This is a genomic window from Caulobacter sp. GW821-FHT10C03, from assembly GCF_059415485.1.
This window is the reverse complement of record NZ_JBWKNI010000036.1, coordinates 1-20,476: the sequence shown is the minus strand read 5'-3', so window position 1 is coordinate 20,476 and position 20,476 is coordinate 1. Positions and strand designations below refer to the sequence as shown.

General features: G+C 69.4%; 19 protein-coding genes and 1 riboswitch. Of the genes, 12 read left to right on the top strand and 7 right to left on the bottom strand.

Annotation, left to right across the window (positions count from 1 at the left end; genetic code table 11):
• Positions 1 to 236: 236 nt before the first annotated feature.
• Together cuyB and cuyA are read right to left on the bottom strand one after the other, a co-directional pair.
• Complete coding sequence (gene cuyB, locus AC07NG_RS25460; RefSeq protein WP_494597161.1) at positions 237 to 899, bottom strand: cysteate racemase; 663 nt, start codon at positions 897 to 899, stop codon at positions 237 to 239.
• Positions 900 to 908: 9 nt separating this feature from the next.
• On the bottom strand, positions 909 to 1,910 hold the full coding sequence (gene cuyA / locus AC07NG_RS25455) for a D-cysteate sulfo-lyase (protein WP_494597159.1): 1,002 nt from the start codon (positions 1,908 to 1,910) through the stop codon (positions 909 to 911).
• Between the two features lie 225 nt (positions 1,911 to 2,135).
• Here cuyA and AC07NG_RS25450 point away from each other — a divergent pair, with 225 nt between their 5' ends.
• The 3 genes from AC07NG_RS25450 to ypfJ are packed head-to-tail and all read left to right on the top strand — an operon-like array spanning position 2,136 to position 4,034.
• Positions 2,136 to 2,753 carry a tetratricopeptide repeat protein gene (locus AC07NG_RS25450; protein ID WP_494597157.1) on the top strand — a complete coding sequence of 206 codons (618 nt, stop codon included), beginning with the start codon at positions 2,136 to 2,138 and terminating at the stop codon, positions 2,751 to 2,753.
• 19 nt (positions 2,754 to 2,772) lie between these two features.
• Complete coding sequence (locus AC07NG_RS25445; protein WP_494597155.1) at positions 2,773 to 3,171, top strand: hypothetical protein; 399 nt, start codon at positions 2,773 to 2,775, stop codon at positions 3,169 to 3,171.
• A 17-nt stretch (positions 3,172 to 3,188) separates the two neighbouring features.
• Positions 3,189 to 4,034: a KPN_02809 family neutral zinc metallopeptidase gene (gene ypfJ / locus AC07NG_RS25440; protein ID WP_494597153.1), complete on the top strand. Its 846-nt coding sequence runs from the start codon at positions 3,189 to 3,191 to the stop codon at positions 4,032 to 4,034.
• Positions 4,035 to 4,036: 2 nt separating this feature from the next.
• Here ypfJ and AC07NG_RS25435 read toward each other — a convergent pair whose 3' ends face one another.
• Positions 4,037 to 6,181, bottom strand: a complete 2,145-nt coding sequence (locus tag AC07NG_RS25435; RefSeq protein ID WP_494597151.1) for a hypothetical protein — start codon at positions 6,179 to 6,181, stop codon at positions 4,037 to 4,039.
• A gap of 126 nt (positions 6,182 to 6,307) precedes the next feature.
• Positions 6,308 to 6,413, top strand: a riboswitch (TPP riboswitch).
• A gap of 74 nt (positions 6,414 to 6,487) precedes the next feature.
• On the opposite strand from AC07NG_RS25435, the gene thiC reads away from it, so the two are divergent.
• From thiC to AC07NG_RS25415, 4 genes are all read left to right on the top strand, one after another.
• On the top strand, positions 6,488 to 8,326 hold the full coding sequence (thiC, locus tag AC07NG_RS25430) for a phosphomethylpyrimidine synthase ThiC (RefSeq protein ID WP_494597149.1): 1,839 nt from the start codon (positions 6,488 to 6,490) through the stop codon (positions 8,324 to 8,326).
• Positions 8,327 to 8,434: 108 nt separating this feature from the next.
• Entirely contained in the window at positions 8,435 to 8,629 is a 195-nt protein-coding gene (locus tag AC07NG_RS25425; RefSeq protein ID WP_110133296.1) for a hypothetical protein, read from the top strand.
• Positions 8,630 to 8,844: 215 nt separating this feature from the next.
• Entirely contained in the window at positions 8,845 to 10,197 is a 1,353-nt protein-coding gene (locus tag AC07NG_RS25420) for a S41 family peptidase (RefSeq protein WP_494597147.1), read from the top strand.
• A 77-nt stretch (positions 10,198 to 10,274) separates the two neighbouring features.
• A complete protein-coding gene (locus AC07NG_RS25415; protein ID WP_492853417.1) occupies positions 10,275 to 10,628 on the top strand; it encodes a DUF1428 domain-containing protein in 354 nt (117 codons plus the stop codon).
• A 3-nt stretch (positions 10,629 to 10,631) separates the two neighbouring features.
• Here the strand turns inward: AC07NG_RS25415 and AC07NG_RS25410 are convergent, their stop codons facing one another.
• Positions 10,632 to 11,411, bottom strand: coding sequence for a tetratricopeptide repeat protein (locus AC07NG_RS25410; protein ID WP_494597145.1), 780 nt, complete (start codon positions 11,409 to 11,411; stop codon positions 10,632 to 10,634).
• A gap of 122 nt (positions 11,412 to 11,533) precedes the next feature.
• Between AC07NG_RS25410 and AC07NG_RS25405 the strand changes: the two genes are divergently transcribed.
• Both AC07NG_RS25405 and AC07NG_RS25400 read left to right on the top strand, forming a co-directional pair.
• Entirely contained in the window at positions 11,534 to 11,941 is a 408-nt protein-coding gene (locus tag AC07NG_RS25405) for a hypothetical protein (protein WP_494597143.1), read from the top strand.
• 67 nt (positions 11,942 to 12,008) lie between these two features.
• Positions 12,009 to 12,407 (top strand): hypothetical protein, encoded by a 399-nt coding sequence (locus AC07NG_RS25400; protein ID WP_110121006.1) that lies wholly within the window; start codon positions 12,009 to 12,011, stop codon positions 12,405 to 12,407.
• Between the two features lie 236 nt (positions 12,408 to 12,643).
• Here the strand turns inward: AC07NG_RS25400 and msrB are convergent, their stop codons facing one another.
• Entirely contained in the window at positions 12,644 to 13,123 is a 480-nt protein-coding gene (gene msrB / locus AC07NG_RS25395; protein ID WP_487292420.1) for a peptide-methionine (R)-S-oxide reductase MsrB, read from the bottom strand.
• Positions 13,124 to 13,189: 66 nt separating this feature from the next.
• Between msrB and AC07NG_RS25390 the strand changes: the two genes are divergently transcribed.
• Together AC07NG_RS25390 and AC07NG_RS25385 are read left to right on the top strand one after the other, a co-directional pair.
• Positions 13,190 to 13,510 (top strand): heavy metal-binding domain-containing protein, encoded by a 321-nt coding sequence (locus AC07NG_RS25390; RefSeq protein ID WP_110121008.1) that lies wholly within the window; start codon positions 13,190 to 13,192, stop codon positions 13,508 to 13,510.
• Complete coding sequence (locus AC07NG_RS25385) at positions 13,510 to 14,094, top strand: type 1 glutamine amidotransferase family protein (RefSeq protein WP_494597140.1); 585 nt, start codon at positions 13,510 to 13,512, stop codon at positions 14,092 to 14,094. The genes AC07NG_RS25390 and AC07NG_RS25385 overlap by 1 nt, the downstream gene beginning before the upstream one ends.
• A 3-nt stretch (positions 14,095 to 14,097) precedes the next feature.
• On the opposite strand, the gene AC07NG_RS25380 is transcribed toward AC07NG_RS25385, so the two are convergent.
• Both AC07NG_RS25380 and AC07NG_RS25375 read right to left on the bottom strand, forming a co-directional pair.
• Positions 14,098 to 14,529, bottom strand: coding sequence for a GlcG/HbpS family heme-binding protein (locus AC07NG_RS25380; protein ID WP_233245308.1), 432 nt, complete (start codon positions 14,527 to 14,529; stop codon positions 14,098 to 14,100).
• A 41-nt stretch (positions 14,530 to 14,570) separates the two neighbouring features.
• Positions 14,571 to 18,359 carry a LamG-like jellyroll fold domain-containing protein gene (locus AC07NG_RS25375; RefSeq protein ID WP_494597137.1) on the bottom strand — a complete coding sequence of 1,263 codons (3,789 nt, stop codon included), beginning with the start codon at positions 18,357 to 18,359 and terminating at the stop codon, positions 14,571 to 14,573.
• A 140-nt stretch (positions 18,360 to 18,499) separates the two neighbouring features.
• On the opposite strand from AC07NG_RS25375, the gene AC07NG_RS25370 reads away from it, so the two are divergent.
• A complete protein-coding gene (locus tag AC07NG_RS25370; protein WP_494597135.1) occupies positions 18,500 to 20,476 on the top strand; it encodes an acetyl-CoA carboxylase biotin carboxylase subunit in 1,977 nt (658 codons plus the stop codon).

Genomic DNA, 20,476 nt, shown 5'->3' with positions numbered 1-20,476 from the left:
GCGGAGCGGTCAGACGAAGCCGAAACGCTAAACCACATCACGGTCTCCGGGCTCCGCCCGGCCGCTCCGCGCCTCCCTGCCAACTTTCGTGGATCGCCACGGGAGGCCGAAAAGCCGTGCGCAAAACCCCCTCAGTCGCTCCGCGACAGCTCCCCCAGAGGGGGAGCATCTTGGCGCTTAGATCCTCCCCCTTTGGGGGAGGTGGCCCGGAGGGCCGGAGGGGGTCCGCGAAGCGGCTACCTGCACACCGCCACGCACCGCTGCGCCAACGCCTGCGTCGCGTCCACGAAAGGCACGGTCAGATCGTCCTGCCCCATCACCAGCGGAACCTCGGTGCAGCCGGCCACCACGGCCTGGGCGCCCAGCCCGACCAGCCGGTGGGCCAGGGCCGCCATGGTCTGGTGCGAGGCCTCCGAGAGGTCGCCGCGCTTTATCCGATAGAGCAGGGCCATGAACTCGACCTGCTCGTGGTCGCCCAGGCTCACCGCCTCCAGCCCCAGGTGCGAAAGGCGGTCGCGGTAGATGGCCAGGGCCGAGCCGGTGCCCAGCACGCCGATCCGTGTCGCGCCGTGAACCCGGGCCGCCTCGACCGCCGTCTCCGGCAGGTCGATCAGCGGCAGGCCGCTGGCCTTAACCTGTTCGGCGAAGGCGTGGGCGGTATTGCAGGCGATAGCCAGCACTTCGGCGCCTGCGTCGCGCAGCCCCGCCGCCATGGCCGCCAGCACCGGCCCGGCCGCATCGCCGTCGGTGTTGCGGTCGGGAACCTTGGGATTGATGTCGACCAGCACCCGGATGTGGTCCTGCTCGCGGACCACGGGCGTGGCCGCCTGCAGCTTGGCCAGGAAGTCGAGGGTGGCGGCCGGACCCATGCCGCCCAGCACGCCGAGGACCTTGCTCATCGCGATCTCCTAACCCAGCGCCGGCTCCAGCACCGACTGGTAGCCGAACAGGCCCTGCGCCCCGCCGGTATGCAGGAACACCACGCGCTGGTTCTTGAACGCGCCCTTGCGGGCTTGATCGATCAGCCCCTTCATCGCCTTGCCCGAATAGACCGGGTCCAGCAGCAGCCCTTCCGTCCGCGCCGCCAGGGCCAGGGCGTCGACCACCCCCTGGTCGACCAGGCCATAGCCCTCGCCGACATAGTCGCAGTCGGCGACCACGGCCTCGCGCCGGACCCGGCCCGCCGCGCCGATCGTCTGCGCCGTGGCGACCGCCAGGTTGAAGACGTTCTCCTCCTGCTTGGCCTTGGGCGCGCGCACGCCGAAGCCGAGGATCGGGATGTCGACCGACAGGGCCGCGAAGCCCGCGACCAGGCCCGCATGGGTGCCGGCGCTGCCGGTGGCGGTGACCAGGCGGTCGATCTTCAGGTCCAGGCCGTCGGCCTGCACCACCAGCTCGCGGGCGCAGTCGACATAGCCCAGGGCCCCGACGGTGTTCGACCCGCCGCCGGGGATCACATAGGGCTTGCCGCCGCGCCGGCGGACGAGCTCGGCGGTCGCCTCCAGCTCTTCGTTCATGTCGGTCCCGCCCGGCACGAAGCGGATCGAAGCGCCCATCAGCCGGTCGAGTAGCACATTGCCATTGCCGACATAGTCGCTGGCCTTCGAGCCCGTGCGTTCTTCGAGGATCACCTCGGTCGCAAGGCCGTAGCGAGCGCCGGCCGCGATCGTCTGGCGCACGTGGTTGGACTGCACGGCGCCCTGCGTGACCAGGGTGTCGGCGCCCAGCGCCAGGGCTTCGCCGAGCAGGAACTCCAGCTTGCGGGTCTTGTTGCCGCCGCCGGCCAGGCCCGTGCAATCGTCGCGCTTGACCCAAAGGTCGATCCCCAGTTCCGCGCCCAGCCGCGGCAGCGGCTCCAGCGGCGTCGGCAGGTGGGCGAAGCGGGCGCGGGGAAAGCGGGCCAGGTGCATGCGAAACTCCTATCCGGACGCTTGGAGATAGGCCGCGCCGCGCGGGCTGGCAAAGCGTTTCGCGGCGTTTTGGCGGGTCTTCGGAAGCCGGCGGTGCTATGCTGGCGCTCGCCGGCCGGCCTCGACGCCGCCCGGCTCGAAAAGCCCGTCCCCGCGCGTCCGCGGCTTGGGTTCTCCCATCCCCGCGGGCCTGCCGGAAGGCCGGGTGAACGTTGGGAGAAACGCATGGAAGCCAAGACCATCTCGTCTCGGCCGCGCGCTCGCGGCTGGATGCTTTCTTTGCCGCGCACGCGCGGCTGGATTCTGGGCGTCGCCGCCCTGGCCCTCATGGCCCCCGCAGGCGGGGCGAGCGCCTCGGTGCTCATCATCGGCGGGGGCATGGCCAAGGACTGCTCCGAGGCCGTCATCAAGGGCCGCTCCGACGACCCGACGCTGCGCCTGTGCACCACGGCCCTCGAGGTCGAGAGCCTGAAGGCCGGCGACCGCGCCCGCACCTTCGTCAATCGCGGGGTGATCCAGCTGCGCCGCAAGGCCTATGTCCTGGCCCGCGAGGACTTCGACGCCGCCGGCCGCATCGACCCGACCCTGGGCGAGGCCTATGTCAATCGCGGCGCGGCCTATGTGGCCGAGGAGCGCTTCGCCGACGGCCTGGCCGAGATCGACCGGGGCCTGGCCCTGGGCGTCAAGGATCCGGAGCGGGCCTTCTACAATCGCGGCCTGGCGCACGAGAACATGGGCGACCTGCCCGCGGCCTATCGCGACTACAGCCGGGCGGCCGAACTCGATCCCACCTGGGCGGCGCCGAAGGCCGAGTTGGCGCGTTTCACCGTCGAGAGCCGATGACGACAGCGACGGAGACGGCATGAGGCGAAGGTCTGGAAGGATCCTCCTGGCGGCGGGAGCGGCCGTTTCGGCGCTCGCCTGGGCGGCGGGGGCCGCTGCTCAGGCCGATCCGGGCCTGCTGCGCGAGCGGCAGGCCGCCCGGATGGAGGCCGATAGCCTGCGCCAGGACCAGCTGGCCGCCGCCCGCCGCGCCCAGGCGGCCCGCGATCGTGCCGACGCGGCCGCGGCCTTGCGCGCGACCCAGCCGCCGGCCGATCCGGGATCCCTCCGGCCCGCGCCGCCCCAGGTTCTGCCCGAGCGCGGCGATCCGGCGGCGGCCCTGTCGCTGCGCCTCGACGAACTCGACCGCTTGACCGACGCCCGCCTGGCGCGGAGCAATGCCGCCATCCGGGCCGTCAAGCCCGCTTCGGAACGCTGAAAGGGAGCCTTGCGCGCATGGAATGGGGAGGCGGCCGGCGCTCCGGCAACATCGAGGACCGACGCGGCCTGGGTCCGGTCGGCATCGCGGGCGGCGGCATCGGCGCGGTGGCCTTGGCCGTGGTGGGCTATCTGGTGTTCGGCATCAGTCCCGAGACCACGCTTAGCGTCGTCAACGGCGTGCAGCAGCCTGCCGCCCAGCAGGAAGGCCAGCGCGGCTCGGTGCAGGACGAGGGCGGCCGCTTCGTCGACGTCATCGAGACCTCGAACGCCGACGTCTGGGGGCCGATCTTCGCCCGCTCGGGCGGCAAGTACGTCCCGCCGGCGGCCGTGGTGTTGTACGACGCCTCGACCGGCACCGGCTGCGGCGCGGGCCAGGCGGCGATGGGGCCGTTCTATTGCCCGGCCGACCGCAAGGTCTATCTCGACCTCAGCTTCTGGAACGAGCTGGAGACCAAGTTCGGGGCCAAGGGTGAGTTCGCCCGGGCCTATGTCATCAGCCACGAGATCGGCCACCACATCCAGAACCAGCTGGGCGCCAACCGCCAGGCCGACCGCCTGGGCCGGCAGGGCGCGCAGAGCGGCTCGGTGCGGCTGGAGCTGCAGGCCGACTGTTACGCCGGCGTCTGGGCGCGGCACGCGCCGGAGGTCTCGAACATCCAGATCACCCGCGCCGACATCGAGGACGGCCTGGGGGCCGCGGCCTCGGTCGGCGACGACGCCATCCAGGAAAAGGCCCAGGGGCGCGTCATGCCCGACAGCTTCACCCACGGCACCAGCGCACAGCGCATGCGCTGGTTCGGCAAGGGCTATGACGCGGGCAAGCCGGCCGCCTGCGACACCTTCTCGGCGAGCGCGCTTTAGGCCTATTCGGCCGGCACGGCGGCCGGCTGGGGCGCGGACTGGGGTGCGGGCTCGGGCGGCGACTTCGGCTCGGGCTTGCGCTTGAGGTTGTCGCCCAGCACCTCGCGGGCCCGCTTCCAGATGTCCTCGGCGAACACCGCGCCGATGAAGCCCATGGCCAGCATGCCGATCGGGTTGGTCTGGCCGCCCTCGTTGAACAGCCGCGCGCCGCACTCGCTGAGCAGGAAGATCGTGAAGGCCGCGCCCATGCCGTGGACCAGCACCCGGGCCGGGGCCCCGCTGACCGCCACGCGCTCGCCCACCCGCACCAGCCCGTCGTCGTCGACGACGTAGTTGGCGCGGAAATAGACGATGTTGTTGCTGCCGGCGTGGTCGCTGCGGGAAGCCGCGTTGATCCGCAGCGCCAGGGCCTTCAGGGCCAGGATCTCCTGCCGGCGGATCTGGCGCTGGCGCTCGGCCGGCGGCGAGGCGTCGTTGTCGGCCGGCGGCGGGGTCTGGGTCAGGACTTCGCTGCGGGCGAACAGGTCTTCGATCCGGGCGCGGGCGGCGGCGTCGACCGGCTGGTCGGGCTCGTTGGCGGCTTCGGGCCGATCGGGCCGGCCCAGCATGCGGATCGCCGCGCCGAACAGGCCAAAGCCGATCAGGCCCAGGATCAGCAGGGTCGAGGCCGGCACCCCGATCAGCCAGCGGTACAGCACCCGCTCGATCAGGTTGCCCAGCCGCAGGTTGCGATCGGCCTCCACCTCGTCGGAAGTCGTCTGCAGCGTCGTCTCGGTCGGCGCCTTGCAGGTCTTCTTGATCTCCTCGGTATAGGGCGCGGCGGCGGCCAGGTTGCGCAGGTTCATCCGGCGGTCAACGATCGACACGGTCTGCACGCCGGCCAGCGCGCCCAGGCACTGGCGCAACTGCAGGCGGCGGGAGACCACCTGCTCGCGATAACGCTCGACCAGGATGTCGACATAGCCGGGCAGCTGGCTGGGCGGGAACCGGCCGACCGCCTCGTTGTAGGCGGCGACGATCTCCAGCTTGCGCGACACCCGGTACTGCTCGAAGCGCTGGCTGAGCTTCTGATAGTCGTTCACGCCCTGAACGATGATCCGCAGCTGCTCGGCCTGGTCCACCGCCGGCGTGACGGGCAGGGCGGCCGCTCCGACGGCGGCCGGCGCGGGTTCTCCGCCCACCTCGGGCCCTCGCACGGTCGCGGCGGGCGGCGAGGGCGGCACGGCGTTGGCGGCGTTGACGGCCTGGCCCAGCAAGAGGCCGGTGTTCACCGTCAGCGGCTCCATGCTCTGGTTCGACATCGCCTTGGCCTCGACCTCGTCGAGCCGCCGATTCAGCTCGGCCTGGTCGACCGCCGTGGTCTCCTGGGTCAGCAGCAGCAGCGAGCCGATGGCCAGATACGAGGCCGGGATCAGGATCGCCGTATAGACGACGGCGGCGATCCACTTCGGATAGGCGATGATCGGCTCGCGCGAGCCGTCGCCCGGGTACCATTGCAGTCGCGCCTCGGCCAAGGCGCGGGCCAGGACGAGGCAGAGGCCGAACACGATCAGGAACCAGATCCAGGCCCCGCCGGTCACCGCCGTCGCGCTCGTCGCCGAGAGGCCGGCGGGGATCAGGTCGGCCGGTGTGCAGGCGCGGTCGCCACGGCTGATGAAGCCGTGCAGCACGCCGGTGATCCGGCCCTTCAGCACCGCCTGCCGACGCTGCTCGGGCTTGGTCAGGGCGTCGCCCGAGCAGGGGTCGATGCCGCTGACCGCCTGCGAGACCAGGGCCGGCGTCCAGGCCAGGGCGGCTTCGACCACTCGGCCGGTCTTCTGGGCCAGCGAGCCGATGGCCGGCGGCGAGGCGACCGAGGCTATGGCCAGCGACATGGCCACGGCCACCACCGAGGCGCTGGTCAGCGCCTGCTGCTGCGGGGTCACGGCGACGGCCAGTCCCCAGAAGATCGTCGCCCAGACCAGCGCCGCCAGCGACAGCAGCGCCAGCCAGCCGCCGAAGAAGGCCAGGTCCAGCGGCAGGTCCGGCAGATAGAATAGCAGAAGGCCGATGATCGCCCCAGGAACCGCCGCGGCGGCCAGCAGCGGCAGGCCCAGCGGCATCTTGGACCGCGCGAAGAAAGCCAGAAGATCGAAACGCTCGCCCATGTCGGCTCCCCTCGCCACGGCGTTGTGTCGCTTGAGATGTATCCGCCTGATCGTGCAACCTGTAAATGCGTTGGCGAAACGGCGTTCTTGCGCCCTTGACCCGCGCGTCAATCACCCTAGTGTCCGCCCTGTTCACCGGGGGGTCGCTGTCGCGGCTGAGATTGGGCTTGAGCCCTGACCCGTCGAACCTGATCCGGGTCATGCCGGCGAAGGGAGGGAACGCGGTCCGGAGGCGTACAGTCCAGGCCGTACAACCGACTTAGCTCGACACGTCCGGGTCTCTTCAATGCTTGAGGAGCCCGCAACATGAACGCCCAAACCCCCATCATCCCGGCGACGAGCGACGTCGCCACCGGCCCCATTCCCGGGTCGCGCAAGGTCCATCAGGTCGGCGAGCTGTTTCCCGACATCCGCGTGCCGTTCCGCGAGGTGGCCGTCCACCCTTCGGCCAACGAGCCGCCGGTGACGATCTACGACCCGTCCGGCCCCTACACCGACCCGACCGCGACCATCGACATCGAGAAGGGCCTGGAACGGGCCCGCGAAGCCTGGGTCGTCGCTCGCGGCGACGTCGAGATCGTCTCCAATCCGCGCGAAGTGAAGCCCGAGGACAACGGCTTCGCCCAGGGCAAGCATCTGGCTCCGCAGTTTCCCGACAACGGCCGCAAGATCTATCGCGGCGCGACCGGCAAGCTGGTCACCCAGCTGGAATACGCCCGCGCCGGGATCATCACCGCCGAGATGGAATATGTCGCCATCCGCGAGAACCTGCGCCGCGAGCAATCGGCGCCCTGCGTGCGCGACGGCGAGGACTTCGGGGCCAGCGTCCCCGACTTCGTGACGCCCGAGTTCGTGCGCCAGGAAGTGGCCCGCGGCCGGGCCATCATCCCGGCCAACATCAACCACGGCGAACTGGAGCCGATGGCCATCGGCCGCAACTTCCTGGTCAAGATCAACGCCAACATCGGCAACTCGGCCGTGCTCGGCACCGTCGCCGACGAGGTCGACAAGATGGTCTGGGCCACCCGCTGGGGCGCCGACACGGTCATGGACCTGTCGACGGGCCGCAACATCCACAACATCCGCGACTGGATCATCCGCAACAGCGCCGTGCCCATCGGCACCGTGCCGATCTACCAGGCGCTGGAGAAGGTCAACGGCGTGGCCGAGGACCTGAACTGGGAAGTCTTCCGCGACACCCTGATCGAGCAGGCCGAACAGGGCGTCGACTACTTCACGATCCATGCCGGTGTGCGCCTGCCCTTCGTGCCGATGACCGCCAAGCGCGTCACCGGCATCGTCAGCCGTGGCGGCTCGATCATGGCCAAGTGGTGCCTGGCCCACCACAAGGAGAACTTCCTCTACGAGCGCTTCGAAGAGATCTGCGAGATCATGCGCGCCTACGACGTGTCGTTCTCGCTGGGCGACGGCCTGCGTCCCGGCTCGACCGCCGACGCCAACGACGAGGCCCAGTTCTCGGAGCTGCGCACCCTGGGCGAGCTGACCAAGGTGGCCTGGAAGCACGGCGTGCAAGTGATGATCGAGGGGCCGGGCCACGTGGCCATGCACAAGATCAAGGCCAACATGGACGAGCAGCTGAAGCACTGCCACGAGGCCCCCTTCTACACCCTCGGTCCGTTGACCACCGACATCGCCCCTGGCTACGACCACATCACCTCGGCGATCGGTGCGGCGATGATCGGCTGGTTCGGTACGGCCATGCTCTGCTACGTCACGCCCAAGGAGCACCTGGGCCTGCCCGACCGCAACGACGTCAAGACCGGCGTCATCACCTACAAGCTGGCGGCCCACGCCGCCGACCTCGCCAAGGGCCATCCCGGCGCGGCCATGTGGGACGACGCTATCAGCCGGGCTCGGTTCGAGTTCCGCTGGGAGGACCAGTTCAACCTCGGCCTCGATCCCGAGACCGCCCGGGCCTTCCACGACGAGACCCTGCCCAAGGAGGCGCACAAGACCGCGCACTTCTGCTCGATGTGCGGTCCGAAGTTCTGCTCGATGAAGATCAGCCAGGAAGTCCGCGACTTCGCCGCCGCACAGGCGCCGAACACGGCCGAGCTGGGCATGGCGCAGATGAGCGAGAAGTTCAAAGAACAGGGCTCGGAGATCTATCTGAAGGCCGAGTGAGTCGGCGCGCGACGGGTCTTCACGCTCCGGTGAAGACCCGTCGCGCGCGCTTAAAAATTGCCCTCATGGGTGTATCGTTGTGGAGTTGCAACTCATGAGGTTACCGCTATGGCGCTCCGCCCCATCGTCCTCGCGCATGCCAACGATCCGCACTGGATCATCGAACTCTGGCTCAAGATCCACGGCGGCGACCCCGCGCCCGACGTTCGGGTGGTCAACAAGGCCACGATCGACATCGTCAAGGCCCTGGTCCCGCACCTGGACGCCGCCAAGCAGAAGGCCGTCCTGGCCGCGCTGGGCTGATCCGCGCGCGGCCGTGAACGCCGCCTGCCGTGGAATATCGATGGGCCCGGTTCGCAGAGCCGGGCCTTTTCGCGTGGCGGAACCGGCTCTGTGGCGAAGAAGGCCGGCAGTTGCTAGCCTCGCATCCGTCATGAGCCAGCGATCCGATATCAGGCGCGTCGAAGGGGCCTCCGGGAAGGCGCGCCGTGCGGCTGTCCAGCCCTGACCGAGCCCTCATGAAAACCTTAACCTGCGTAGCCCTGATCGCGGGACTGTCCGTCGGCGCGCCGTCCCTGGCGGCCGAAGGGGCGCGCCCGGTGATCGAGAACGGCGTCGTAGCCCCAGCGTTGCAAGGCGTCTGGCGGTCGCGGGGTTATGGCTGGATCGTGCGGTTCGACGCTACGGGGCCGAGCCTCTACCACGTCGCCGGGGCTGGCTGCTGGCGTGACCCCCGGCCGGAAGCCGATCCCGACGGCGTGCTGAAACTGTGGCGGCCGGCAGGGAAGGAAACGGTCGAGATCGCCGGCGAGGCGGATGGCACGGTCTATCGCTTTGATCGCTTGAAAGCTCTGCCGAAGGCCTGCTCGGACCAGCGGCCCTGGACGCCGCAGCGGACCCTGGCCGCCGTCGCCGACGCTTTCGCGGCCTACTATCCCTTGTCGGCCGAGCGCGGCTTCGACTGGACCGCCCGCCGCCGCGAGGCCTTCGTGGCGCTGGGCCCGGCGCCGGACGAGGTGGCCCTATGGAAGGCGCTGGGTGTCCTGCTGCGCGGGATTTCCGACCCGCACGTCCAGCTCGACGGCGTCATCGCCGGCGAGCCGCGATCCCGCCGGTTCGGCGAAGCGCCGGTGCTGCTGAGCGCGCAGGGCGGACCCGGCGGCGAGGCGGCCTGGCGCAAGGCCTGGCGCGACGGCGTGCTGGCCGCGCCGTTTCACGCCCGTCAGGTCGCCAACGGTCGGATCTTCTGGGGACGCGACGACGATGTCGGCTACCTGGCGATCGTCAGCATGGGCGGGTTCGACCCCGCGGCCGGCGATGACGACACCGTTGCGCTGGACGCGGTCCTGGACGAGGCCATGACCGCTTTTTCTGGCGCCTCGGCGGTGATCGTCGACGTCTCCAACAATCGTGGCGGCTACGACACCATCAGCCGGCGAATCGCGGCGCGGTTCGCAGCCGGGCGCGTCGTCGTCGGCTCCAAGATCCCGACCGGCGTGGCCGGGCTGTCGCAGGACCTGGTCGTCGAGCCGTCGGTCCGCCCGCGTTATCTCGGACCGGTCTGGCTGCTGACCAGCCGCATCACCGTCAGCGCCGGCGAGACCTTCACCCTGATGATGCGCGGCCTGCCCAATGTGCGCCAGATCGGGGAAACCACGCGCGGCGCGCTGTCGGACCAGGTTCCCGTGCCGCTTCCGAACGGCTGGCGCTTCGCCCTGCCGGCCGAAATCCATCGCGACGCCGAAGGGCGGGTGGTCGAGGGCGTGGGGATCGCCCCGCAGGTCCCGCTGACCGTCCATCCGCCCGAGGATCCGGGCGCTGGCCACGCCAAGGCGCTGGCCCGTCTCCTGGAAATGATCCGCGCCCGCTGAACTTTTTCCTCGCCGTTGTCGGCCTTCCGGGCGTTCGATCGTCCTGGGGGAACGACAACATCCAGGGAGGATACCCCATGACCTATGTCGATGGTTTCGTGGTCGCCGTGCCGAAGGCCAATGTCGAGGCCTACAAGGAGATGGCGACTCTGGCGGGCTCGATATGGATGGAGCTCGGCGCGCTGTCCTATGTCGAGGCCATCGCCGACGACGTGCCCTACGGCGAACTGACCTCGTTCCCTCGCGCCGTCCAGTTGAAGGACGACGAGGTGACGGTCTTTTCGTGGATCACCTACGAGAGCAAGGCCAAGCGCAACGAGGTGATGGCCCAGGTCATGGCCGACGAGCGCCTCAAGCCGTACATGGAGAACATGCCGTTCGACGGCAAACGCATGATCTTCGGCGGCTTCGAGGCGATCGTGGAGCGTTGAGGCCTATTTGAGGGCCTTGGACTCCTCGCCGTTGACCAACTGCATGCCGCGTTGCTCGGCGCCGGCGCGAAGCTGGGCGATGTAGGCCAGTTCGTGCTTGGCGCCGCCGTGGTCGGGCTCGATCTCCCGCGAGGCCTTGTAGGCGGCTTCGGCCTCGTCCAGGCGATTGAGCTCGATCAGCGTGAAGCCCTTGGCCCGCAGCAGGCGCGCCTTGCCCTGCTGGTCGCCGAGCAGCATGCCGCTGGCGTTTTCGAAGGTCGCTTCGTAGAGCGCCAGCGCCTCGGCGTGCCGCTTCTGGAGCGTCAGCACCATGCCCTTCTCGGTGACGAGCATCAGGTTGTCGGGTTGCAGGGCCAGGCCCTTGTCCAGCCAGAACGTGGCCTTCCTCATGTCGCGGGCCTCGACGGCGGCCGAACCCAGCAGGAAGATCGCCTGGCCGTAGGTGTTGTACTCGATGTCGACCCGCGTTGGTCCGCCGGCGTCTTTTCCCGTCGCGCCGGCGATCAGGGCGGGGATCATGCCCTGGTCGAGACCGGACGCGCGGACGATGACGAGATCGCTTTTCCGCTCGATCAGGGGGTAGGCATCGGGCGTGCGCGACGCAACGTCCTCCAGCGCGGGAACCATGGCCTGGATCTTCTTCAGATCCGACCCCATGGCCTTCTGGACGATCTGGCGATCCTTGTCGGTGCGGGCTTCGGCGGCGGTCGGCGCGGCGAGCGCACCGTTGGCGACGGGTGCGGCGGCGAGCAGCAGGGCGGCGAACGCGACGACGAAACGCATGACGAACCTCCGGTGAAGCTCGAAGGCTATTCTACAATCGTAAGATTGCAAGTCCTGCGGTTGTGGTGATTGGCGTTCTCCTTTTCGGGGAGCGGGAACGGCGCGAGCGTCCTTCGCATTCCATGCCCATGCTCGAACTGCTTCTCGACCTCTGCAACCTGCTCGGCGGCTTTATGCTGGCGATCGGCCTTCTGGCGCTGTTGCCGCGTGCGGGCGACGACCTCGCGCGGTTCGCGGGCAGGTTGGCGCCGTTCGGCTGGATCGTGGGGGTCGCGGCCCTGGTCTGCGGCGGCTACTTCCTGATCGTCCACCTGATCTCGGGGCCGCACGTCTTCCACTTCGAGATTGTCGGCCTGGCGGTCGGCGTCCTGCTGCTGTGGGATCGGCTGCGGGCTGGGGCGGTCGCCCGGCGGCTGGGCGGAAGCGGCGACCTGCCGGCCAGCGGCTCGCAGGGCGCGGGCCTGATCCTGGCGGTGTTCGGGATCATCGCCATGATCGTCGGGTTGCAGGGCCTGCTCACGCCCGATTGACGAGTAACGACCGCTTAAGGGCGAAGGCGCAGACTCCTGCCCAGTACGAGCGGTCAGGGAGGCCGTCATGTCGTCCACCGTCACCTCCAGCACGCGGCGATTCAGCGATCACTTCGAGCCGCAGGACATCGATCCGCAGGAGCAGCGCAGGCTGCGCGGCCACCTGGAGCAGATCGACTACACCGCCTTCGTCTCCAACCGCGAGATCATGGCCCAGACCCTGGGACGGCTCGACGCCGGGCATTTCCAGAAGCTGGCCGTGAGCACGGCCCAGTCCCGGGCGCGGTGGGCGGCGGCGGCCCTGGCGATCAGCCAGTCGGGCCGCCCGCCCGAACCGGCGGAAGTCGAGAAGCTGGCCGCCCTGCGCACGGCCTATGACGAACTGTCGGCCGCCTACGAGGCCCTGCGCCGGATGGTCGAGCGAGGCTATGTCGCCTACGGCCCCACCGTCGCGCCGGGGGACTAGGGGTTCGCGTCGGAAGAAGGTTGGGGGGAAGGGGCCTTCTCCCGACGCGTCCGCCATGGAGCGCCAAACCCTGCCGGAGGCTAAGCGCGGGCGGTTCGGGCGGTCGTCTAGGGGACGTCGCCCGAGCGAGTCGCCGATCCATCGGCGTCGAGCGCGAATGTGCTCTTTATAGTTGTGTGCGACAACCCATTTTTTCCACCGACGGTCGAACTTCCGTAAGGGAAGCTTCGCTGTGATCAGGGTAGCCGATCACCGCGATGCAGCGGGTCGGGCAGGGGCTCGCCGCTCGCCACGAATTGCAGCGACACCGAATTGATGCAGTAGCGCAGCCGCGTCGGGGCCGGACCGTCGGGGAAGACGTGGCCCTGGTGGCTGTCGCAGCGGGCGCAACGGGTCTCGATCCGGACCATGCCGTAGGAGGTGTCGCGCACGGCCTTGACGTGCTCCTCGTCGTACGGCGCGTAGAAGCTGGGCCAGCCGGTGCCGCTCTCGAACTTGGTCTCGTGCTTGAACAGCGGCAGGCCGCACAGCCGGCAGCCATAGACGCCGGGGTTCTTCTCGCCCAGCAGGCCGCCGCAGAACGGGGCTTCGGTGCCATGGTGCAGCAGGACGCGCGCCTCCTCGGCGGTGAGGTCGCCCTCCAGGCGCTCGCGCTCGGGCTCGGTCGGCGGGGTCAGGTCGAAACCTGTGGAAGACAGGGTGGCGGCTTGGGTCATGGATGCCAATCTAGGGTTTCGAGCGGCTCGCCGGTAGGGCGCGCGGCATCTAAGGGACGGAAACGCATGATCACCTCGACCACTCCGTACGTCGCCGAGCGAGAGACGGTGGCCACCCTGGGCGTCGTCTCCGGCGAGGCGATCATCGGCGCGCACATCTTCCGCGACCTGTTCGCCGGCATCACCAACATCATCGGCGGCCGCGCCGGCGGCTACGAGAAGGCCCTGCGCGAGGCGCGCGACATCGCCCTGCAGGAGATGATCGACGAGGCCCGCCGCCTGGGCGCCGACGCCGTGGTGGGCGTGGATCTCGACTACGAGGCCCTCGGCGCCGACAACGGCATGCTGATGGTCACCGCCGCCGGCACCGCCGTGAAGCTGCGCTGATGACCGTCGCCGTCGCCTTTCTCCAGCCCGGCTGGGCCGACTGGGAAGCTGGTCCCGTGCTGGCCTCGCTGCGCGAGTACTTCAAAGTCCAGATCGAGATCGCCACCCCGACCGGCGATCCGGAGACCTCGATCGGCGGCATCCTCGCCGCCGCCGACTATGGCTTCGACGACCCGGTGCTGTCCGACGCCGACGTCTTCCTGCTGATCGGCTCGGACGCCTGGCAGGACTACGAGAACCAGACCCTGTTCGCCCTGCTCAAGCAGGTGCACGCGGACGGCAAGATCGTCGCCGGCATCTGCGGCGCGACCATCGCCCTGGCCAAGGCCGGCCTGCTGGCGGGCAAGGCCCATACCTCGAACGGCAAGGACTGGCTGGCCGAGCAGGCGCCGGGCTACGCGGGCGCCGAGGGCTATGTCGAAACCCCGCGCGCGGTGGTCGACGGCAAGGTCGTCACCGCCTCCGGTTCTGCGCCGGTCACCTTCTCTGCCGAGGTCACCCGTCTGGTCGCGCCCGAGGCGTCCGAGCGGCTCGACGGCTATATCGCCATGTTCGCCAAGGAGTTTGGGGGCGGGGAGGGCTGAGGCCTACTTCACCGCCGCGGCGCCGGCGCGGGCGATGATCCCGTCCTGCTCCGGCGTGGCGCCCGAGACGCCGATCGCCCCGACGATCTTTCCGCCGGCGACCAGCAGTTCGCCGCCCTCGATGGCCAGGGCGCCGTTGGAGATGGCGTTGAGGTTGCCGGCCTTGACCGCGTCCTGGAACGCCTTGGTCGGGCGCTTGAAGCCGGCCGCGGTCTCGGCCTTGCGGCGCGCGACGCCCGGGGCGGCGTAGGACGCGCCGTCCATCTTCCACGACAGCACGGTCTGGCCGTTGGGCTCGACCACGGTGATGACGGCCGCCCAGCCGTTCTTCAGCGCCTCGGCCTCGGCGGCGCTGGCCGCCGTCTTGGCTTCCGCCAGCGTGACGTTGCGCCCGTACTCCAGGGCGTCGGCGGCGAGCGCGGCGGGGGCGGACATCGATAGAGCTCCAAGAATGGTCAGGACGGCGAGGCGGTGGCTCATGGCAGTTTCACCTCGTCGTTGAGGGCGGTGATTTGGGGCTGGGCGCTGACGATGCGCAAGCGCAGTTCCGACGGCTTGGCGCCCGCCGGGATCTTCAGCCGGGCCGTGGCGGTCTTGGGCAGCAGGTCCTTCGGCGCGGCCAGGGCGGGCACGGCCGTCGAGGTCAGCACCTTGCCGCCGGAGTCGACCAGTTCCAGCCGCGAGGCCGCCGCGTCCTGGGCGCCCAGGCTGTGGACCTTGGCGGTGATCGTCGACCCCTTCACCGTGACGTCGCCGCGCCCGATGCCGAGGTCGACGCGCTGGGCGGGATCATCGCCCGCCTGGGCCAGGGCCATCTCGACAATGCTCGTCTGGCCCGGCGGCAGGACCACCGTCACGGCCTTGGTGCGTTCGAAGGCGACCTGTCGGGTCTCGCCGCCGCCGTCGATCTTGTCGTCGCCGGTGCTGTCGATCCCTTGGGTCAGCGTCCACTGGCCAGGCGCGACGTTCCAGCCGGTCATCACCGCCGTCACCGGCTTGTCCGACAGATTGTAGGCCACGACCTTGAAGCCCTTGGCCGTCCCGTCCTTGACCAGGATGGCGACGTCCTCGCCCTTCACGCCGCCCTCGAAGCGCCAGCTGACCAGGTGGCCCGGGTTCATCTGGCCGCGCTTGTTGGCGATGCCGCCCAGGCGCGAGCGTTGCAGCACGTCCGACGGGATCTCCACCCGGTCCGACCACCAGTGGCCGTCGGTGTGCATGTACATGTGCTGGTCGGCCCACTGGATCTCGTCGGCATAGGCCTTTTCGAGCCAGGTCTTGTCGCCGGTCAGGGTCCAGGCGGCGAAGCGTTCGATGGCTCCGCCCTTGGCCGCCGACTTGACGATGGCGTCCTTGTTGGCCTCGCCCAGGCCCAGCATCGATAGGGCGTTGTCGTTGAGGTCGTTCAGCGATTTGACGCCGTTCTTGCCCATCCGCCACTGGATCGGGGCCAGGTACTTGGCGTCGCCCGTCCAGCGCCAGGCCTGCCAGAAGATCTGGAACGGACCGCTGGCGCCGGAGCCTTGCAGCACAGTGCCGCCGCGCTCGGCGTCGGTGCGCCAGTTGATCTCGTTGGGATAGGAGCCGTCGGGTTTCACGTGCGCCAGATAGCCGTCGGCCAGGCCCAGCACGATGTCGCGGGCCGTGCGGTCGCCGTTGTAGTCTCCGATCAGGATGGCCGGGTGCACGACGCCGAACGAATAGGGCTTCTGCCACTCCCACGGGCCTTCGCGGTACGAGATCGCGCCGCTGTACCAGTTGGTGTTGAAGTGGACGTGGCCGGCCGGGTTCTTGTCGATGATGGTCGGCAGGGCCTTCACCGTCGTGAACAGCCGCTCGACCGCCAGCGGGTCGCCGTAGTCGAGATACATCGCCTCGCTGTTGGAGTTGATGCCCTCCTCGTAGGCGTGCAGCTCGTCGGTGACGATGGTCGACAGGCCGTTCGTGAACATGCCGTTGCGGTAGACCGCGTCGGTCAGGCGGTTCAGCGAGTCGCGCACCTTGTCGGGATCGACGCCCATCAAAGCGAGGCCCGGCCACTGCTGCAGCAGGTCGCTGTCGTCCGACAGGCCGCCGCCGAAGTCGCCGTAGGGAACCTGGCGCTCGTCGATCCACCAGTTGATGAACTTGGCGACGCGCTTGAGGTCTTCGGTCTGGCGGAAGGCCCACAGCGGCACACCGTCCGGCGCCTTGGGCTGCTCGAAGGCCGGCCAGCCCTGGCTGCCATAGGTGATGTCGCCCCAGTACTCGCGGCCTTCCTTGTGGTCGGGATCGACGCGCAGCAGGTCGGAGATGTCGGCGTAGAGGCGGCGATAGAGGCCCTGGCGCTTGGAGGTGGTGTGCTCCTCGACCAGGAAGGCCCAGTTGTCCTTCACCTGGTTGAAGCGGTCGGCCACGTGCTCGGCCTTGGCCTCCTCGCGAGCCTTGAAGACCAGGCGGATCTTGGCGCCGTCCAGGGCCTTGGGGCCGAACTCGGCGCAGTCAGCGGCGATGGTCAGGTAGAGGCTGTCGGCCGTCAGGATGCGATCGCGCAGGTCGAGCCAAAGGGTGCGGGCCTCGCCGGCCTTCACCGAGACCGAGACGTCGATCATGTTGCGGCCCGGCCAGATCGGGTCCTTGACCTGGATGTTCAGCGGGATCGTCGTTCCGGCCGCGCCGGGCAGGGCGGGGATGTCCAGCGCGATGCCGTCCAGGCCGTCGCGGGCGTTCTCCCAGCCATAGGCCCAGTTGCGGGCCAGGGCCTGAGCGGCCGGGGCGTCGCCGAAGCCCGACGGGATCATCACGTGGACGATCGGCAGGCCTTTCGTCGTGAGGTCGGCGGCCGGACGCTTGCGCTGCGGGGCCGCGTCGGGGATGGCCACGACCGTCGCCCGCTCGCCTGCCGGGAAGCGCCCGGCGACATAGGCGTTGAGGTCGGCCAGGTTCAGATAGTCCGGCGCCACCTCGGCGCGGACCGTGTAGTTCATCTTGAAGACGCCGTCGGGCTCCTTGCCGGCGCTGACGTCATAGGCCCAGATCTCCTGGATCGGGGTTTCCTGGTCGGTGTTGGTGAAGGTCAGCACGCCGCCCTTCAGCGGCTGGGCCAGCATCGTGACCGAACGGGCCAGGCCCTTGGCGCGAACGCCGACCTTCGCACCCTTGTCGCCCGCCTTCGCCGCCCAGGTCAGGTCGCCATAGGCGGTCCCCTGAATTTCAAGCCGGCTGATCGGCTCGTCGGGCAGGGCCAGGGTCAGGGCCTTGCCGCCCTCGACGTAGGTATTCCAGTCGGGAAGCTGGAAGTAGTCGTCACGGCCTTCCAGGCGCGAGCGGTTGTAGACGCCGGGCCAGGTCGTCTCCGGAATGCCGTCGTTGGCCCGCCACATCCACTCCTTGAGGTCCTTGGCGTCGGTGAACTCGACCTTGCGGATGCGGGTGGCCGGATCGGTCAGCAGGGGCGGGGCCTCGCCCGTCCAGCCGTAGCGCAGCTTCCAGGCCGCGTGCGTGGCCGGGTCGTCCAGCGTCGGGACCGGGGCGGCCGCGGTCGGGGTCTCGTTGCGGGCCAGGGCAGCGACGCCGGCCGCGTCCAGGGCGCGGTCGTAGACGCGGATCTCGTCCAGGTCGCCGCCGCGCAGGAAGTTGTAGCGGCTCTGCACCTGGTGCGGGGCGATCACCCGGCCGGCGACGCCGAACTGGTCCAGGCCCGCGTCATAGACCCGTTTGGCTTCCTTCTTCGCCACGGGCTTGCCGTCGATGAACAGCTGCACGCCGGTCTGCTCGTCCCAGGTGAAGGCCAGGTGCGTCCAGGCGTCGGCGGCCGGCGGCTTGTCGAGCTTGAACGAGACGCGGGTGCGGGCCAGGCCGTTGTCGGTGACGAAGGCGTCGAAGCCGTGGCCGTTCCAGTCGATGCGCAGGAAGGCCATGTCCCAGCTGGTGTGGTCGGCGTAGCCGACGCGGAAGATCACGAAGGGCGCGACGCCCACCGGATAGCCCGAGCGCCAGAAGAACGAGAGCGTGCCGCGCTGGGCCTGGATGTTGCCGGGGGCGTTCCAGGCCAGGACGCCGTCGTCCTGGGCCGAGAGGGCCGGGCCGGCCTTGCCCGTCGGAATGACGGCGACCTTGTCGGCGAAGTTGGGGATGGCGTCGCCGGCCGCGTAGTCGGCTTTCAGGCCCTTGTCGCCGGAGACGTGGAAGAGAAGGGCGGGTTCAGCCGGTGCGGCTGCGGCGGCCGCGCTGGCGGCGGCGATGACTGAAAAGGCGGAGGCCAGAAAAAGCGCCTGCTTCACCACGCGTCACTCCCTAAGTCGTTCTTATTGGAAACCGGTGTCATGGTTCCTGCGACGCTTTTAGCGCGAGCTGTCCGCGTTGCAAACCGGCCTTGGCCTGTTACGCCTAGGGACAAGGCGAAAAGCCGCGCAGGGATGGGCCGATGTTCAAGAAGATCCTGATCGCCAACCGGGGCGAGATCGCGGTGCGGGTGATCAAGACGTGCCGTCGGCTGGGGATCGCGACGGTGGTCGTGTACTCGGACGCCGACGCCGACAGCCTGGCGGTGGAGATGGCCGACGAGGCCGTGCACATCGGCGCCTCGCCGGCCGCCCAGAGCTATCTGGTCGCCGACAAGATCATCGCCGCCTGCAAGCAGACGGGCGCGCAGGCCGTGCATCCGGGCTTCGGGTTCCTGTCGGAGAAGGCCGAGTTCGCCCAGCGCTGCGCCGACGAGGGCATCGTGTTCATCGGTCCCAACCCCGGCGCGATCTCGGCGATGGGCGACAAGATCGAGAGCAAGAAGTTCGCGGCGGCGGCCGGGGTGTCGTGCGTGCCGGGCCATATCGGCGAGATCGCGGATGTGGCCGAGGCGCTCTCGGTGTCGGAGACCATCGGCTATCCGGTGATGATCAAGGCCAGCGCCGGCGGCGGCGGCAAGGGCATCCGGGTGGCCTGGAACAAGCAGGACGTCGAGGAGGGCTTCCCGGCCGTGCGGGCCGAGGCCGCGGGCGCGTTCGGCGACGACCGGATCTTCATCGAGAAGTTCATCGAGAGCCCGCGCCACATCGAGATCCAGGTGCTGGGCGACAAGCATGGGCACGTCGTTCACCTGTTCGAGCGTGAGTGCTCGATCCAGCGCCGCAACCAGAAGGTCATCGAGGAGGCGCCCAGCCCGCTGCTCGATCCCGAAACCCGCGCGGCCATGGGCGCCCAGGCCGTCGCCCTGGCCAAGGCGGTCAATTACGACAGCGCCGGCACGGTGGAGTTCGTCGCCGGCCAGGACAAGAGCTTCTACTTCCTGGAGATGAACACCCGCCTGCAGGTCGAGCATCCGGTCACCGAGCTGATCACCGGTCTCGACCTGGTCGAGCAGATGATCCGATCGGCGGCCGGCGAGCCTTTGGCCTTTGCGCAGGATGATCTTTCGATCAACGGCTGGGCCGTCGAGAGCCGGATCTACGCCGAGGATCCCTACCGCAAGTTCCTGCCCAGCATCGGCCGGCTGGTGCGCTATGCGCCGCCGGAAGAGGGCCAGAAGGACGGCTATCTCGTGCGCAACGACGCCGGCGTGCGCGAGGGCGACGAGATCTCGATGTTCTACGATCCGATGATCGCCAAGCTGTGCTCCTGGGCCCCGACCCGCACTGAAGCCGTGGCGGGCATGGCCCGGGCGCTGGAGGACTTCCACATCGAGGGTCCCAGCCACAACGTGCCGTTCCTGGCCGCGGTGATGGACCAGGAGCGCTTCGTCTCGGGCCAGCTGGCGACCAGCTACATCAAGGACGAGTTCCCCGACGGCTTCGCGGGGACCGAGCCGACGCCGGCCCAGCTGGACATCCTGGCCGCGACGGGCTGCGCCCTGCAGCGGGTGCTGGCCCGGCGGCTGGGGTCCAGGCGCACCGACTGGACGGTGGTGGTCGGCCACGCCAAGCGCCGGGTGCGGTTCGAGGCCGAGAGCGACCAGAGCCTGACCGTCGGCCTGCTCGACGAAGGCCGCAGCCTCGTCGTGACCGATATCGCCTGGCGGCCGGGCCTGGCGACCTTCAGGGCCAAGCTGGACGGCCAGGCTTTCACCGCCGAGGTCGCCCCGGCCGCCGAGGGCTTCACCATCCGCCACCGGGCGACCAAGGCCCGGGTCTTGGTCCTGACCGCCCGCAGCGCCGAGCTGCACGAGAAGCTGCCGGCCAAGGCTCCGGCCGACACCTCCAAGCTGGTGCTGTCGCCGATGCCGGGGCTGGTCGTGTCGATGGACGTCGCGGTCGGCCAGCAGGTCCGCGAGGGCGAGATCGTCTGCGTGCTCGAGGCCATGAAGATGCAGAACATCCTGCGCGCCGAGCGCGACGCCGTCGTCAAGGCCGTCAACGCCAAGGCCGGCGATCCGGTGGCCGCCGACCAGGTGTTGGTGGAGTTCGGATGA